Origin of the sequence: Catenovulum maritimum, from assembly GCF_001050375.1 — a bacterium.
Taxonomy (GTDB): Bacteria; Pseudomonadota; Gammaproteobacteria; order Enterobacterales; family Alteromonadaceae; genus Catenovulum; species Catenovulum maritimum.
The window spans coordinates 111060-127617 of the sequence record NZ_KQ130483.1; the positions used below are offsets into that span (position 1 = coordinate 111060).

Consider the following 16558-nt stretch of genomic DNA (forward strand, 5'->3'; position numbering starts at 1 on the left):
ACAAGAGGTGTAAAAAATAAAAACCCTTCTCGTATCAGAAAGGTTTTTGAGATTCTATTTTTTAAATAGACTTAGAGTTAAGCTTGTTTTAGCTGATTTAATTTACAGAGCATGTCTAGGTGGTCCACTATAATGCCGGCTTTGTTAATCCAGCTTTCCTGTTCAACACTCGCCTGATTAGTTAAGCTAGCGGCTTGTTTTTGCTTTAGTGTCCCATTTATAATTCTATCTAATTCCAAGACAAAGTCTTGCTTGTTTTGGATGATATTAACAGTAGAGTAACGAGCAGCAGCAGGAAAATCAGTAGACACAACTTCAGTTCCAACAGCCAAATACTCTCTTAATTTTAAAGGGTCACAAGCCATTATTTGCTTATTGAGTTTAAATGGTAAAACAGAAACATCCCAATGTTGTGCCAGTTGAGGTAAAGCTTCATGCTCAACCGCATCAAATAAAAAACAATTATCTTGTTCGAGCAATTTATCGACATTAGTGTGAGTATTTCCGACAAAAACAAAGTTATAGTTAGGTCTTTGATTAGCAGCATAAACTAGCATGTCTTGATCTAACCAATTAGACAATGAACCATAAAAGCCTATCACGGGCTTGTTAGGATCGAGCTGGGTAAAATAAGAATGCTTAGCTTTAGGTTGCGAAAATAATTCGTAATCAACACCATGGCGACACAACAAAGTTTTGTATTTGGGCATTTTATTCTGTAATAACTCATTAACGATGACAATTAAGTCAGCCTGTCTAATTAGTTGCTCTTCCCAAGGCTTGACTAGCTTGTAATCAACTCCAGCTAAACCGGAAAAATCATCACCACAATAATAAACAATTAAATCATCCGGTTGCGGCTCTATCATACTTATCGCAGTAGGGACAGATAGCCAATAAACACGCTGTACTTTAGTCGAAGTTTTTCGCTCGGGTAACAAGTCAGCTAACTGCTGGTGAACTTGTCTTTTATTGAGTTTATTAACCAAACTCAAGTCGTGCCAAGGTAAAACTTTTGGCGCGATAACTGGAAATTCTGTGGCGTATTTTTGACTAGTATCAGGTTTAGCTTGAGTTAGCAATTGCTGAGCTTTTTCCCATACCCGTTTAGTATCTGAGTAGCAAATACTTGGTTTACGCATGCCAACAGAATTAACCCAAGTCACAGGATAAAATTCAGATAATTGGCTAAATAAATGTTGTGTGCTGCTTGGGTGTCGCCCCCAATCTTCAGCAAAAACAATAAATTCAAACATAATCCACCTCGTCTAATTTTTTTACTGGTTTTGCTGGGTTACCTGCTACTATTGTGCCAGCCTCAACATTTTTAGTAACCACACTAGCTGCAGCAACAATTGCGCCTTTTCCGACTGTGACGCCAGCTAGAATTGTGGCTCCAGTGCCAACCCAAACGTCTTGTTCTAAAACAATATCTTTGGCTTGAAAATCTAATTCAGGCAAACCTGAAGCTCTTGCTTTAGCATTAAGAGGATGGCCAGGGAAACCGGCCAGAAAAACCCGACCAGCTAACCTTACATTGTCTTTAATTTCTACCTTAGTCCCTACCGAGATGGCATTTTGCCAGCCAATATCAACATTATTGCCTATGATGAGTTTAGGTTGTGTTTGTGCAGCACTTCGACCACAAAAAGTGCTAATGCCAGACATACGCACATGACTGCCAATTTTAATATCTAGGTTGCCTAAGATCTGCGGCATGCCAGAATATAAATATAAATTTGGGGCAGCTTGGTTAACCTTAGCTTTGAATAAGGGCGTAAAATAAAAAATGCGAATCAAGCTTTGCCAAAAATTAAGCACCAGCAAGTGGATTCGATATAAACTGATATGCAAAATAGGAATGACAGGTATTTGCAAATTGAACACAGACTTAATGTATGATCTCGCTTTTTTCGCAAATTGCGAATCATCTGTTTTAAGCCAGTGAATGCTATTTTTAATACTCATACTCGATGTAAATTTACTCATCTTGCCACCTTATCTGTTTTAGCTTGCTCTAACTGAGTTGCTAAGTTATCTAGCGCTATTGTCATCGCCAGAATAATGTAAATAGGCCAGTTAAAAGCCTGGGTTAAAAAGGTTCCGGATACACAAAATGCGGTCAGACCTGCAATTAATGACTTAACATTAATTTCAATGCCTGGATCCTTGATTCTGTTGCTAATCGTTTTAACTCTTCGTAGGGTTCTAAAAATAATCACTAACATAATGATAAATATAACCAGCCCCACAAAGCCCATTTCAGCAAGCACCTGAAACCATGTACTATGCACTGCATGATTCTTGCCATCCCAATGTGGGCTAAAGAAAAAATAGTTAGAAAAGAAGTTATCTATTCCAACTCCAGTTAAAGGATTAGCTAAAGCCATATTAAATGCTGCTTGCCAAGCGTAGATCCGCCCCATTGCAGATTCATCTACACCATCTTCCGCAGCACCACCACTTTGTCTATCACTGATACCTGCAAAAACAGCCAGCACCATAAGGGCAGCGCCTCCTACAGCAGCAGTTAAAATTGGATTTTTAAGCTTTTGGTGTATGAACAAACCTAACACAGCGCAAATTCCTAATAAGCCACCTCGACTCTGGGTTGCAATAACACCTGAGATAACTGTAATCAGTCCAACAAGCGCTAAACAGCGTCTAAATTTAGAACTAGACTCACAAAAAACTTCAGCCGCCAAAAATGAAACAGGGAATAATAAGACTAAAGACAAATCATTCGGGTCTCCGATTTGAGATCTCAATTCCCTTGAAATAGTGACCCTTGAGCCTTCGACTAAACCTATGCCATTAGCTTTATTATGTAGCGCGACTAAAGCAATCGAGACGCCAGATAACATAATCCCTAATCGTACCCAATTAAATTCGTTTATCTTTCTTAACCACCAACTTATGGCAAATACCATAATAAACATCTTAGTTAAGTTACCGCTCCAATAAGCCATAGCTAAACCACGGTTACTGGCAAATATCATAGACAATGTCATCCAAACAAATACCAGACATAAAATAGCATGTCCTGTATGCCAACTAGGTTGTAGTTTTCGGGTAATAAATAAGTGCCAGCCTATCCCCATTAAAGCCGATAAAGCGAGTAACTTTGGAATTTTAAACGGCATTAAAAACGGAAAAGCTTCATGCAAACGAAAATAGGTAAATAAAATAAAAAGAATCATCAAGCCGCAAGCTGCTCTTAGCGCGAACACAAGCGCAAAAGGAACAAAAGTTAATGCAATAGCCGCAATCATGCCTAATTTCCAATATACCGCGACTAAAATGACAACCACTAAACTCGCAACCAAGGTATGTATTTTGTTTTGATTTGGCTTATCAAAGCTTAAAAGTACATTCAGCATTTATCTGCCCCTTAAGCCAAATTCATCTTGTTAAGGAATCGATTAATATTTAAGACTTGGAATATTTTAACGCCACTGTAAGCGGCAAATAAAATAAGATACAAACCAATAGATAAACTAAAGTAGAGCACTTGATATTGACTCGAACTCAATAAACTTAAAATGATTAAGCCAATTGAAAGCCAATTCAAGACTAAAACCGGTCTTGCATAATTCAACCATACTTTTTTCTGACTCAATTTATAAAATAATAAACTGCGAATGAAATAAGCTAGGTTAACCCCAATTAAAATCGCCCACACTTTAAGTTCTTCAACCCACACAATTGAAAAAATGATAAAGAAACTCGCTGATATTGCATTTATTAGAGGAACTGTCTTAGCGTTATTTTTTACAAAACAACCCAAATTAAATAAATCTGAATGGCTTCTTAAAATAAAGGCTAAACATAGCAAAGGCAGGTAAATACCAGCATCATGATAATCTTCCGGTAATAGTAACTGGATGAGTTTAGGTCCTAAAACAGCCATTAAAATCGACAACAAAATAACAATTTGAATACCAATAACGGGACAGTCTGCAGCCATTTGAGGCTTATTTTTTAGCACAGCAAAACGCCTTGCGAACCACCACATTCTAAAAGGTTCAAAACTAAACGAGAGCGCTAGAGCAAATTGAACGGCAATAAAATAACCTGCAAGTGCTTCAGCCCCAAGATAAGTTGCTATCACCCAGTTTTCAGCACCATTTAATCCATATACAAATATAGAAGAAACACTAATCGCTAACATATATTTGAACATATTGGCCGATGGCAAAGCCGCCCTAACAACAAATAAACGCCTGTAGCTAATAAATACAGCTAAGCAAATGATTAAGCTGGCCACAGCGCCTGATAACACAACGCCAGATACACCATAACCTAGGTAAAGTGCGAGCAGAGTGCCGCTTGCTTGCAATAAAACCTGACAGATATTGAACACAGCAAAGTGTTTGGCTTTGTTGGTTAATCTAAAATAGCAATACGGAATACTTAACCAGGTTGAAGCAACTAAATTGATTAATATGAATTTAAATTGCCATTGGCTAATTTCAACTGGAAAAAATAATATGATGTAGTTGCTAAATACAAATAAAATAATGGTAAATAGACTAGAAGTTATCAAACAGAAAAACATGCACGTTCGGATGCAGCTTATTTTTCCTCTCAGCCCCTGACCTGCTGAAAATCTATAAATGGTGTCCGCTATTCCCATAGATAAAACCAGACCAGCAATTGCGATAAATGAAACTAACAAATTTAACTGCCCATATTCAGCCGGAGTTAAGTAGTCAGTTACGATTGGCATCATAAAAATTGATACTAACTTTGCGCTTGCTATGGCAATAAAATATAAGCTAATTTGTACTAAGCTATTCATACGTGGATTGCCTCTATTTTATTAGACAAGGCTTTGACTTGATCTTTCACATTAAACTTAGCTTCAACTCGATTACGAGCCTGTCGACTCATTGCAAATCTTTGTTCATAACTCATCCGGTAAAACTGTGATATGCAACTAGCCAACGCTTGGGCATTTTTCTCAGGTATTAAGAAACCAGCTTGAGTACCAACGATATCAGGGCAACCCATAATAGAAGTTGTAATGACAGGTAATCCCAAAGCCATTGCCTCTTTTAAAGCCAATGGTCCCGTATCTCTATCACCTGTCATTGCAATACAAAAAGGCGCGATAAAAACGTCATACTCGTGGCAATGGTCGATCAACCAGGAATGCGGCTTGAAGCCTAAAAAGTTAACATATTCTGATAATTCTGAATCTACAACCATTTGCTCTAGCTCGATTAACATCTCACCAGCGCCAACGATATCCAATTTAGGTCTAATATCTGGATTAATATAGCTCAAAGCTTCGATTAAATAATTCAATCCTTTTTTAGCGACAACACGACCTACAAACAACATTTTTTTCTGGGTTGTATGAGTGTAATTAGCTTGATTAAATTTAGTTAAATCAATTCCGCAGGGGATTAATGCCGTTGATTTAGTCACTAAATTATCAAAGTCTTTTTTCATCTCGGTACACACAGCAATTGGCAGATCACACTCTGTTAATTTTTCAGTTAAATTAGTTTTGTCTTGGTAAATATCATGACCATGGCCAATGATAGAGACAGGTAAATCGACAAATGCTTTGGCCACTAAACCATGTGCTGCCGTATGATGAAAAAAATGACAATGTATATGCTCGCACTTAAACTTGTGTAATAAATACGCAAGTTTTAGCCCGTGCCAAAATAAGCTTCGAGATGGATTACAAGTCAGCCTTAAAGTTAGGTTTATCGCATAATGCAAGCGATATACTGTATTGATAAAAAATGCAAAAGCCGCAGCATGAGCAACAGCTCCAATCTCAACAACATTAATGTCTGACGCTAATATGACTTGCCTATCTGCATGATGCTTAAAACAAAAAACAGTTACAGGATGACCGATTTCAGCTAATCCATTGAGCTCATTAATAATAAAAGTTTCTGAAGGAACCGGAAATTCGCCAACAACAACCCCAATATGCTTCAAATTCATAATGACACCTAACTAATAATCTATATGCTTAGCTAAGTACAATTATCAAGCCACTAGTTAACCTGTTGATATAAAAATAAAAAATTAAACTTATCTATTTATATTTGCATTCTGCAGAGACGAATCGAAAATAAAATTAGCAAAATGCAAATATCAACAGCAGATAGATAAACTTAAGGCATATCATTAGACTAATAATGAAAAATATAAGATTTAAACATTTAATTTCAATAACTTAATCTTTCCGGCATCGAAATTGATAAAGCATATTCAGAATTATTTGATTAAAGAGAATAAATTATGACAATCAAGATTAGTGTGATTATCCCAACCTATAATTGTATAGATTACCTACCTTTTGCGGTTAGTAGCGTCATTAAGCAAAACGTAAAAGATATGGAGATTATTGTAGTTGATGATGGTTCAACTGATGGAACACAAGTTTGGCTAGCTAACATTATTGAAAAATACCCTTTCATTAAAGTAATCCAACAACATAACTTGGGGGTTGTCACAGCTAGAAATAACGCAATTGCCCAAGCAAAAGGTGAATATATTGCTTTTTTAGATGCTGATGATTATTGGTATGAAGATAAGCTCGGTCCTCAACTTAGCTACATGCAATCACATCCTAAAGTCAGTTTAAGTTTTAGCAATTACGACCACATAGATATGGACAATCAAAAAATTATTGATTGTTTTAGTTATTGGCCTGAATTTTTATCAAAAATCTATCGTAAACAAGACACTAATTACCAAACTCTATTTAATGCTAGCGAATCCATTATTGCGACAAATGTGATTGGAACGTCCACTGTTGTTGCCAAGAAATCAGCTTTGGTAGCAACCAACGGCTTTGATACAAAACTAAAGTCAGCTAGCGATTGGGATATGTGGATACGTTTGAGTCAGCTAGGTGATGTGGCCTTATCAAGTCGTTCTACAACTGCTTACTTGATGCGACCAAGCTCAATTACGAGTAACCGATTAGCAAGGTTAGAAGCTATGTCACATATCATTGATAAGTATTCAATCCTGTGCCGAATATCAAAACATGCTAAAAATATCGCCCTCGCTAGATTAAATTCCGCGTATGCTGAATACTACCGAGAGCAAGGAAAAAAATTAATTCCATTAATTTTTGATTTAATTGCAATATACAAGCATCCATTATTTCGCAATTTTAGACATTTATGCCATGATTTAAAAAGGCTAATGCTAGTTCAATCAAAAGGTTAACAAGATGAATAACAAAGCAAAATTAATTATGGTGGATGATGAAGCCGAAATTTTGCGAGCGCTAGAGCGTTCTTTAAGAAAAGAATATCAAATCACCACAACCGTTTCAGCTAATGAAGCATTACAGATCCTTGAATCTGAATCCTTTGATTTGATAATTTCAGATGTCCGTATGATGGAAATGGATGGCTTAGATTTACTCGCTACCTGCCAAGAAAAATATCCAGATATGGGGCGAATAGCCCTGACTGGATATGCAGATATGGAAACCTGTCAAAATGCAGTCAATCAGCAAATAGCGCAAATTATTATCTCTAAGCCCTGGGAAACATTTGAGTTAAAAAACCTAATTAATTTAGTAACCCAACTCCAACAACTTAAGATTGAAAACCGGCAACTTAAATTAGCTTTGCCATAAGGCTCTACTGTGAATAAGAACAAGTTACTTATTTTAGATGATGAAGTGGGCATATTAACCGCTGTTAAACGCCTATTTCGTAAAGAATATGAAGTGGTAACCTTTACTGAAGGCGAAGCCGCTTTAGCTTATTTAGCTGAGCATAAAACTGCTGTAGTCATCTCTGATATGAGAATGCCTGGAATGGACGGTGCTGAATTTTTAGCCAACTCTGTCACTATTTCACCTAACAGTATTCGAATTTTGATGACTGGCTTTGCAGATATGGACAGTGCAGTAAAAGCCATAAACCAAGGAAAGATATTTAATTATGTACAAAAGCCTTGGGATAACCAACAGTTAAAATTATTGGTTAAGAACGCTTTTGAACACCATGAGATCATTCAACAAAAAGAACAGCTGACTAAAGACTTAATCAAATCTAATGATGAAATTAAAAGCTTAAATGAATCGCTTGAATTAAAAGTAAAACAAAGAACCCAGCAATTAAAATTAGAGAAAGATAAGCTTGAGCTTGCGAATAACCAAACTAAAAAGTTTTATAAAAGCATGGTCACCTTGTTGTCTGGCATCTCGAGTAAAACATTACAACAGCATACTGGACACAGTAACAGAGTTGCTAATCACGCTCAGGCCGTTGCAGCTAAAACAAGGTTACCTCGAAACCAAATCGTTAGCATATACTTAGCAGGGTTATTTCATGAACTAGGTAAACTCAACATCGATTTAAGATTGAGTAAAACACCTTTTTATTCACTCAATCATGCAGAGCAAAAGAAATACCTAAATTACTGCGAAACGAGTTCAAACATGCTATCCGCATTTGAGCCATTAAAGCCCTGTGCTGATATCATAAGAAGAATACAAACATTACCCAATAATGAGCATGCGCCACCTAGCTATGGCTCTAAATTATTAAAAATAATCATAGATTATGATGCGTTATTATTAGGACAAATTTTACCTCGCCGCTTTACGCCAAACAGTGCGCAAGAATGGATACTAAATAATGAAAGAAATTATTATGATCTTAGTATCGCCAAACAATATTTTAACTGGTTAAATGAAATAGAATCACACATGAATCCTGATATAGATTATTTACTCAGCGCCAATAAAGTGCTTAGTTTACTGTCTATCTCTGATAGTACAGAAGTTGTGCTCATCAACAATGTAGAAAACGATAAAGGTAAAGTTTACTTAACCAAAGAAACAAAACTAGCTGAATCGCATTTGGTTAATTTATTGCAAATAGAAAAAAACTTAAGCCAATCATTTATCTTAAATGTCGCTATACAGGAAAATAAAAACTAAGGATATCATGGCCGCTGACAACGAAATATTAAATAGGCAATTAATTGAGGCTAAATTTAAAAATGCTGAATTAGCAGATCAGCTGGCGGCCGAAAAGCTAGTATCTGAACAGAACAAACATCAACTTGAATATATAACGAGTATTTCATCTGTCGCACTTAGAGAAGCTAGCATAGGTAAATTAATTAGTCGATTTATCAACCGAACCGCTGAATTTTCTCAATGTGATTGGGCTTGTTATCTGCCAATAGCCCAGCATAGCTTGCAGCTTAAAAACGATTATAGATATCTAAAACCGACAACACACGTACAAGATTTGGCTTTAATCGAAAGCCAATCAGAACCACTAAAACAGCTCAATCTAACCAACATAAATATTAATCATATCAAAAGTATGATTAAACAAAATGAAGCTGAAACATGTATCTTGGGTGATGACTTCTTAATTGACGCACAAATTGAATTTGAGTTGGTGATATTATTTCCAATTGTATTTGAAAAAGGGATTTATGGTTGTGTTTTATTTTGTCATCTGACACAAAATATGAGTTTTAATGATCAAATAGTTAGAGTCCAAACCATAGAAACAATTAGAACCTTAGTTGCAGATGCAATCAAACGAAGATTAACCGAGCAAACACTCCATAATAGAGTAACCGAGCTTCATAAAACGAACAAAGCACTAAATGAAACTCAAAAGCAATTATTGAGATCTGAACGTATGGCTTCGATTGGCCAACTAGCTGCTGGTGTTGCTCACGAAATTAACAATCCGATAGGTTATGTAGCAAGTAATTTAGACACTTTGTCTGAATATTTAGACCTATTTACAAGCCTCGCAAACCAAGTGCCTAGTTTGAAAGACAACCTAGCTAATAATGCTGATGCGCTGCAACAACAAATAGAACAAATTTATCAAGTTTCAATTGAAGAAGAATTTGGATACATAACAAAAGACAGCCATGATTTACTGCAAGAAACCAAAAAAGGCTTAACACGGGTTAAAGAAATTGTTGCTGGACTAAAAACATTTAGCCATATGGATGAAGACACTTTTACTCATTTTGATCTTTCTGAGGTAATTAGCCAAGCACTTGCTGTATGTTGGAATCAATTGAAATATAAAGTAGAAGTCATCCAACATATAGCGCCGGATCTTTTCATTAAAGGTAATAAAGGGCAAATAGAACAAGTCTTAGTCAATTTGTTTATTAACGCCCTGCACGCTATGGGAGAGGAAGGTGGAAGCTTAACTATTATTAGTTATGAGCATCAAGATTTTATCAAATTAACGGTAACTGATACTGGCTGCGGTATTGAAGATTCTGCTATCAACAAAATGTTTGACCCTTTTTACACCACTAAGCCAGTTGGTTTAGGAACTGGGCTCGGTCTATCAATTTCACTCAATATTATCGAAAAGCATCAAGCAAAAATCGATGTGAAAAGTAAGCTCAACTTTGGTACCTGTTTCACGCTAACCTTTCCTAAAGCTAAATTAAATTAGTCTTAGTTAAGCGCTTTAAGACACCTTAATTGGCTACTAAATACAAGAGCAGCACTAGCAGATAAATGACCCACTAGTGCTAATACAGCTAATAAACCTGAACTCTGGATAACAATTTGCTTTCTAGGAGCTAATTATCCTTATAACTGCGTTGAATTCGCTAGTAATAGCCAGCTATTACGTACACAAATTCGCCTTGCTCTAAGAATAATTACCTCCCTAGAAGAGTTATGAATAAACTTTGTTATAAATTACAAAGTATTAGCTAACTTGTTATCCAGAGTTCAGGTTAATAAAACTTGATCCTAATTTAAGCTGATATCTAGTAATAACACATCTTCTGATTTAAGTTCGAATGACGAACTAACTGTCTTACTTGTCATCATATCCGTTGCGGTAAATTTCTGACCACTTTGTAGTGATAAGTCAATTTGAGCGCTATCATGCCCTAGATTAAATAGAATGGCTAAATAGCCGCCTTGAGGCTTTTCAACCACTCTCCATGAAGTTGTTTTATAGTCTTTACCATTGACTTCATTAACTTTTAACTCAGGTAGACTGCTTGGTTTAAGTTCTGCTAGCGCAGCTTGTTTAATCACATCAATATTATCTGTATTTAAGACGACTAATTTACCTTTGCCTTTAGATAAAGTTTTAGTACGCTTTTGACCATACTCATTAAGAGATAAAGCATCCTTATCATCTAATAAGATCGTGCCGCCGTTATTTAAATATGTTTGTAGTGTTTCAAATTCTTCGTCAGTTACATATTGGTTTTTATATACAACCACAGAATCCCAGTTGCTATTATCTTGTTTTTCTATGATATTTTTAGTCGCATAACCCATAGGGAAACCTTCAAAATGTAGAGCTTCATAGAGTTTGTAACCTTGCGTCATATAATCTTTAGTATTGATAGCTGTGGTTTCAGAGTAGAATAAACGAATCGGTCGTCTTTGCTCACGAAGCGCAATAATTTCTTCTGAAAAACTATTCATATCAAACATGACTTGGGTAAATTCATTACTAACATGTGGCTGCATATTGTTAGAACCTGCATAGGCACCAGCTAGTCCTGGATCAAAGAAATTGAGTTCTCCTTCCAAGCGATCTTCTGGCGAACCATCCGGATCGCGTGCCCAGAACCAAGCCATATTGGCGTCCATCCCACCTAGAGTTGCAAGCCAATAAACACTCCTAACATAACTCGTACGGGTATCTAGATCACGCCATTGACCAGAAGATAGAAAATGAGATTCAGAATTTACATTAATTTTATTTGGTGCAACTGATTCCATAAAATCATGGAACATACTAACGCCGCTCCAATAGTAAGCATAACGCTCTAACCATTTGGAAGACTTATGCGGTCTAATATTTTTACTACCAAGCGATTTAGCATCATGTCCCACCATAGTGGTGAGTTCAGCTAATGCCTCGGTATCTATGCCACCAGAACGAGAATTTTCCATAAACATTCGTGGCATAATTTTAATATGAGTATCAGCATCAGGGTTCACAGCATGTAGTTCATCTTGCATAAATTTAAACCACTCTGTGCTGCGGTCCATATTATAACGCATCCAATCATACCAAATAGCTGAACCTAACAAGGCCTTGTCCATAGGTATTTCAATTTCAACTGTATCAAAGCTAGCAAACGAAGCTTGCCAATTTTGATTTAATTGTTGAATATCCTTATCGTATTGATTTGTTAACCAAACTCGAAATTTGTTCAATGTGTAAGAAGAAATACTCGTCATTTCTTCAAACTTACCTGTCCAGTGATCTTTTTCAGAAAACCAGTGCGGTTCGTTGGCTAATACAAAACCAAGTTCAGTCACTTTCTTATCTTTCGTTAAACGGCCTGTTTCACGAATTATTTTACCCCAAACATCTCGAGCTAACGGGTTGTCTATGTCAAAACCTGTAAATAAAGAACGCCCTTTTCTAACCTCAGGTTCTTGCTTTTCAACCCATTCAGGAATACCCATAATCCAGTAAACTAAAAAACCAATGTTAGTGTCTGGAATACTGGTTAACTCTTTCATCAATTCCTGATCAAAACTTCCATCTTCTTTTAATAAGAATGAATTAATTGCTCTATCATGATCAACTGGATAAAGATCTTCACCGCCATGATAAAGCGCACCTAAATGATCGTTATAAATATCTTTATTCGTCAGTGGTTGACCAACCGTTTTAGAGAAATAGTCGTATGGAAATATAGGCTTACCATTACTGACAAACATGTTGTCACCCGCTTTGGTATTTTGCCAATCAACCTTACGCACCGGACGACGCTTAATTTCTCCATCTAATTCTTGCTGTAAAACAGTTATTCCTTTATCTAATATTTCAATGACTTTAGTTCGCTCAAATGTTGGCAGGTCTGCCGCAAGCTGTTTTTTATTAGGTGCATAATACCTTTCGTAGCCGAATGCAGCTTCAATTGCTTCTGGATTTGCTTCATCCCAGTTAGCGAATTTTAAAAATTGTTCAGAGAACCAAACTATGGTCTCTTCCCTCGTCACATCAATACTTTTATCTTGTGCTTCGTCCATCATACCTTTTAATTTTTTAATTTTAATTCGAGCTTCTTGCTCTAATGGACTAACTTGTAACTCACTAGCTGTCGAAATAGTTGAATTATTTTCTGTTTGAACTTCTGGGTTAGTGCAAGCAGACACAAGCAGTGCTAATGGCGCTAAGGTTGCGGCTAACAAATGACGTTTCATTTCTTTCTCCTATTGTTTAGCTGCATTAGCAAAACAAATGTTAAATATTTACTTCAAAATGTTACTAATGAAACTATACACCAACATATCACTTAAATAAACATCATATGTATACTTGTAATGTAAAATATTTTAAAAATACCCTAGTCTAGAAGCGTTTCTTGCTGCCTGTTAACTACGATCCCTTTTTAATTAAATTGCATGTTGGGAAGTTGTTGATTTGAAAATATAAATTAGATTAGATGAACAGCCAGTAGAAAATTTTCTACTGTCTGTATAAAGTCTTCTATGATTAGCTTAAATCAGCAATCTTAGCGCTCCAAATAGCTGGACCTGTTTCATGAACATTATTACCAGTTGAATCTACCGCAACCGTTACTGGCATATCTTCAACTTCGAATTCGTAAATAGCTTCCATACCTAGATCTTCAAACGCAACAACTTTAGATTTCTTAATCGCCTTAGCAACTAAGTACGCTGCACCGCCAACTGCCATCAAGTAAACCGCTTTATGTTTGCGAATTGAATCAACAGTTGCTGGTCCTCTTTCGGCTTTACCTATCATGCCCATTAAGCCACTTTCGCTTAACATCATGTCAGTAAATTTATCCATACGAGTTGCCGTTGTTGGACCTGCTGGTCCTACCACTTCATCACCTACAGCATCAACTGGTCCTACGTAATAGATAAAGCGACCTTTAAAATCAACGCCGTTTGGTAAAGCTTCACCACGAGAAATATAATCTTGAATACGCTTATGGGCAGCATCACGACCAGTTAATATTTTACCTGATAATAAAACTGTATCGCCCGCTTTCCAAGTTTGCATTTCTTCTGCAGTTAAACTATCAACATTGACACGTCTTACATTTTCACCCACTTCAAATGTAAGCTCTGGCCAATCTTCTAAACGAGGTGGTTTCAAGTCTGCTGGACCTGAGCCATCTAATGTGAAATGCGCATGACGAGTCGCCGCACAGTTTGGTATCATAACTACAGGTTTTGAAGCCGCGTGAGTCGCCTGTGATTTAATTTTAATATCAACAACAGTCGTTAAACCACCTAAGCCTTGTGCACCTATACCTAATTTATTGACTCTGTCATAAATTTCTAATCTGAGCTCTTCCTCAGCATTTTCAGGACCTCGCTCAATTAGTTCTTGGATATCAACTGGATCCATTAAGCTTTCTTTAGCAAGTACACCTGCCTTTTCCGCTGTCCCACCAATACCTATGCCTAACATGCCAGGTGGACACCAGCCTGCCCCCATAGTTGGTAATGTTTTAACGACCCAATCAGCAATGGAATCACTTGGGTTTAGCATCACCATTTTAGACTTGTTTTCAGAACCGCCGCCTTTAGCTGCAATCATGACTTCCACTTTATCTCCAGCAACCATATCAATATGAACAACTGAAGGTGTGTTATCTTTAGTATTTTTTCTTGCTCCAGCTGGATCTGAAACAATAGATGCTCTAAGCGGGTTATCTGGGTTAAGATAGGCTCTGCGTGTGCCTTCATCAACCATTTGCTGTACCGTTAAATCTGTTTTATCCCATTGAACATCCATACCTACTTTCACAAAACAGGTTACTATGCCCGTGTCTTGGCAAATAGGTCTTTTACCATGTGCTGACATGCGCGAATTAATTAAAATTTGTGCCATCGCATCTTTTGCTGCTGGGTTAATTTCTTTGTGATATGCCTGCTCAACAGCTTTCACAAAATCTAACGGGTGGTAGTAAGATATAAACTGTAGCGAGTCTTCTATACTATCAATAAAGTCTTGCTGACGAATAACACTCATAACATTCCTCTGTGGCTATTTTATAGATATTTTTGCTAGCTTAAATAAAGGCTTAATCCTAAGCTAATATTAGTTGGAAATAGTGACTGTGAATCAAATCAATATTTCCAACTAGATTGGGTATATGATAACCTTGTTCTTCAATATGCGCCAATCAACTCCAGCCTAATATTAGATGACACCTGATTTATTTTTATTCGAAATTGACTTACCTGCTTCATTAAATTCAAGCTTATTATTTTCTGCTTGTGCAGATCAAGATGGTGCAATTTTTTTCGATTCTAGCAGCTCAGAGCATGAAAACAGCCGGTTCGATATTATCCTATCTGAGCCATTAAGCCGTTTTTCACATGATGAAAAGTCTAATCAGATTGAATGCCCAACAAAAGCATTAAGCTGTGAAACTAACGAGGACCCATTCAGGGTATTATCTCTGCTACATAAAGAATTTTCGCCCGCCAAATTAATTGAAACAGATTTACCCTTTATTGGTGGTTCAGCTGGGTGGTTAAGTTACGACTTAGGTCGCTCAATAGAAAAAATTCCGACTATAGCTAAAAATGATGTCCAAATTCCTTTACTGAAATTTGGTATTTATGACTGGGCTATTATAAAAGATAACCAAACCGGAAAATGGTTTGGAGTAGATTACCAGCCCAAACTCAACCGCATTGGTGCTTTGATTGATAAATATAAACAATCTGCTCAAACTCATGCTGAGTTTAAATTAGTCTCTGATTGGCAATCTAATATGACTCAATCAGAGTACATAGATAAATTTAACACGATTAAAGAATACATAGAAAATGGCGATTGCTATCAAATTAATTTGGCGCAAAGGTTTTCAGCCAAATACACTGGTAGTATTTGGCAAGCTTATTTGCAATTAACCGAAGCGAACAAAGCACCTTTTTCCGCTTACTTGCGAGACTCTGACTTTTCAATTTTAAGTATCTCGCCTGAACGTTTTTTGCAATTAATCGATTCAGAAGTTGAAACTAAACCAATCAAAGGCACACTCCCACGCGGACAATCATTAAAGCAGGATAATGCTTTTAAAGAAAAGCTGCAAAAATCGGCTAAGGACAGAGCTGAAAATCTAATGATTGTTGATTTACTCAGAAATGACATCAGTAGAGTCTGTCAAGCTGGGACAGTCAGGGTACCTAAACTATTTGAAGTAGAAAGTTTCCCATCTGTACACCATCTGGTGAGTACAGTAACCGGTAAATTAAAAGATAGTAAAGATGCATTTGATTTACTCAGGGCATGTTTTCCTGGAGGCAGTATTACAGGTGCACCTAAAATTAGGGCAATGGAAATTATCGAAGAATTAGAACCGCATCGACGCTCGGTTTATTGCGGCTCAATTGCCTATATAGATTGGCGTGGCAATATGGATAGCAGCATTGCAATTAGAAGCTTAATCGCCGAACAAGATAATATACACTGTTGGGCTGGGGGCGGCATCGTCATGGATTCCGTTAGCAAAAATGAATATCAAGAAACACTCGATAAATTGAACAAAATACTCCCTGTATTAAAACAATAAGTATCGATGAGCGCAC

At 36.7% G+C, this 16558-nt stretch carries 12 protein-coding genes; 5 read left to right on the plus strand and 7 right to left on the minus strand.

What is annotated here, in order from left to right:
* Positions 1-77: 77 nt before the first annotated feature.
* From XM47_RS03030 to XM47_RS03050, 5 genes are read right to left on the minus strand one after another with little or no spacing between them, the layout of a single operon-like run.
* Positions 78-1256 (minus strand): glycosyltransferase, encoded by a 1179-nt coding sequence (locus tag XM47_RS03030; protein WP_048689482.1) that lies wholly within the window; start codon positions 1254-1256, stop codon positions 78-80.
* The gene (locus XM47_RS03035; protein ID WP_245623411.1) at positions 1249-1989 is read right to left on the minus strand and encodes an acyltransferase; all 741 of its coding nucleotides are present in this window, start codon (positions 1987-1989) and stop codon (positions 1249-1251) included. Before XM47_RS03035 ends, XM47_RS03030 begins: the two co-directional genes overlap by 8 nt.
* Complete coding sequence (locus tag XM47_RS03040) at positions 1986-3380, minus strand: O-antigen ligase family protein (RefSeq protein ID WP_048689485.1); 1395 nt, start codon at positions 3378-3380, stop codon at positions 1986-1988. Before XM47_RS03040 ends, XM47_RS03035 begins: the two co-directional genes overlap by 4 nt.
* A gap of 11 nt (positions 3381-3391) precedes the next feature.
* Positions 3392-4801, minus strand: coding sequence for a lipopolysaccharide biosynthesis protein (locus XM47_RS03045; protein ID WP_048689486.1), 1410 nt, complete (start codon positions 4799-4801; stop codon positions 3392-3394).
* Complete coding sequence (locus XM47_RS03050; protein WP_048689489.1) at positions 4798-5967, minus strand: glycosyltransferase; 1170 nt, start codon at positions 5965-5967, stop codon at positions 4798-4800. Before XM47_RS03050 ends, XM47_RS03045 begins: the two co-directional genes overlap by 4 nt.
* Before the next feature lie 300 nt (positions 5968-6267).
* On the opposite strand from XM47_RS03050, the gene XM47_RS03055 reads away from it, so the two are divergent.
* Genes XM47_RS03055 through XM47_RS18970 form a run of 4 tightly spaced genes read left to right on the plus strand, consistent with a single transcriptional unit; the run spans position 6268 to position 10445 of the window.
* Entirely contained in the window at positions 6268-7206 is a 939-nt protein-coding gene (locus XM47_RS03055) for a glycosyltransferase family 2 protein (RefSeq protein ID WP_048689493.1), read from the plus strand.
* Positions 7207-7210: 4 nt separating this feature from the next.
* A complete protein-coding gene (locus XM47_RS03060; RefSeq protein WP_048689496.1) occupies positions 7211-7624 on the plus strand; it encodes a response regulator in 414 nt (137 codons plus the stop codon).
* A gap of 9 nt (positions 7625-7633) precedes the next feature.
* On the plus strand, positions 7634-8938 hold the full coding sequence (locus tag XM47_RS03065) for a response regulator (protein WP_048689499.1): 1305 nt from the start codon (positions 7634-7636) through the stop codon (positions 8936-8938).
* Between the two features lie 7 nt (positions 8939-8945).
* Entirely contained in the window at positions 8946-10445 is a 1500-nt protein-coding gene (locus XM47_RS18970) for a sensor histidine kinase (protein ID WP_048689502.1), read from the plus strand.
* 305 nt (positions 10446-10750) lie between these two features.
* Here the strand turns inward: XM47_RS18970 and XM47_RS03075 are convergent, their stop codons facing one another.
* Together XM47_RS03075 and XM47_RS03080 are read right to left on the minus strand one after the other, a co-directional pair.
* Positions 10751-13183, minus strand: coding sequence for an alpha-amylase family protein (locus XM47_RS03075; protein ID WP_048689504.1), 2433 nt, complete (start codon positions 13181-13183; stop codon positions 10751-10753).
* A gap of 292 nt (positions 13184-13475) precedes the next feature.
* Positions 13476-14990 carry a fumarate hydratase gene (locus XM47_RS03080; protein ID WP_048689507.1) on the minus strand — a complete coding sequence of 505 codons (1515 nt, stop codon included), beginning with the start codon at positions 14988-14990 and terminating at the stop codon, positions 13476-13478.
* 175 nt (positions 14991-15165) lie between these two features.
* Between XM47_RS03080 and pabB the strand changes: the two genes are divergently transcribed.
* Positions 15166-16542, plus strand: a complete 1377-nt coding sequence (gene pabB / locus XM47_RS03085) for an aminodeoxychorismate synthase component I (protein WP_048689510.1) — start codon at positions 15166-15168, stop codon at positions 16540-16542.
* Positions 16543-16558: the final 16 nt, after the last annotated feature.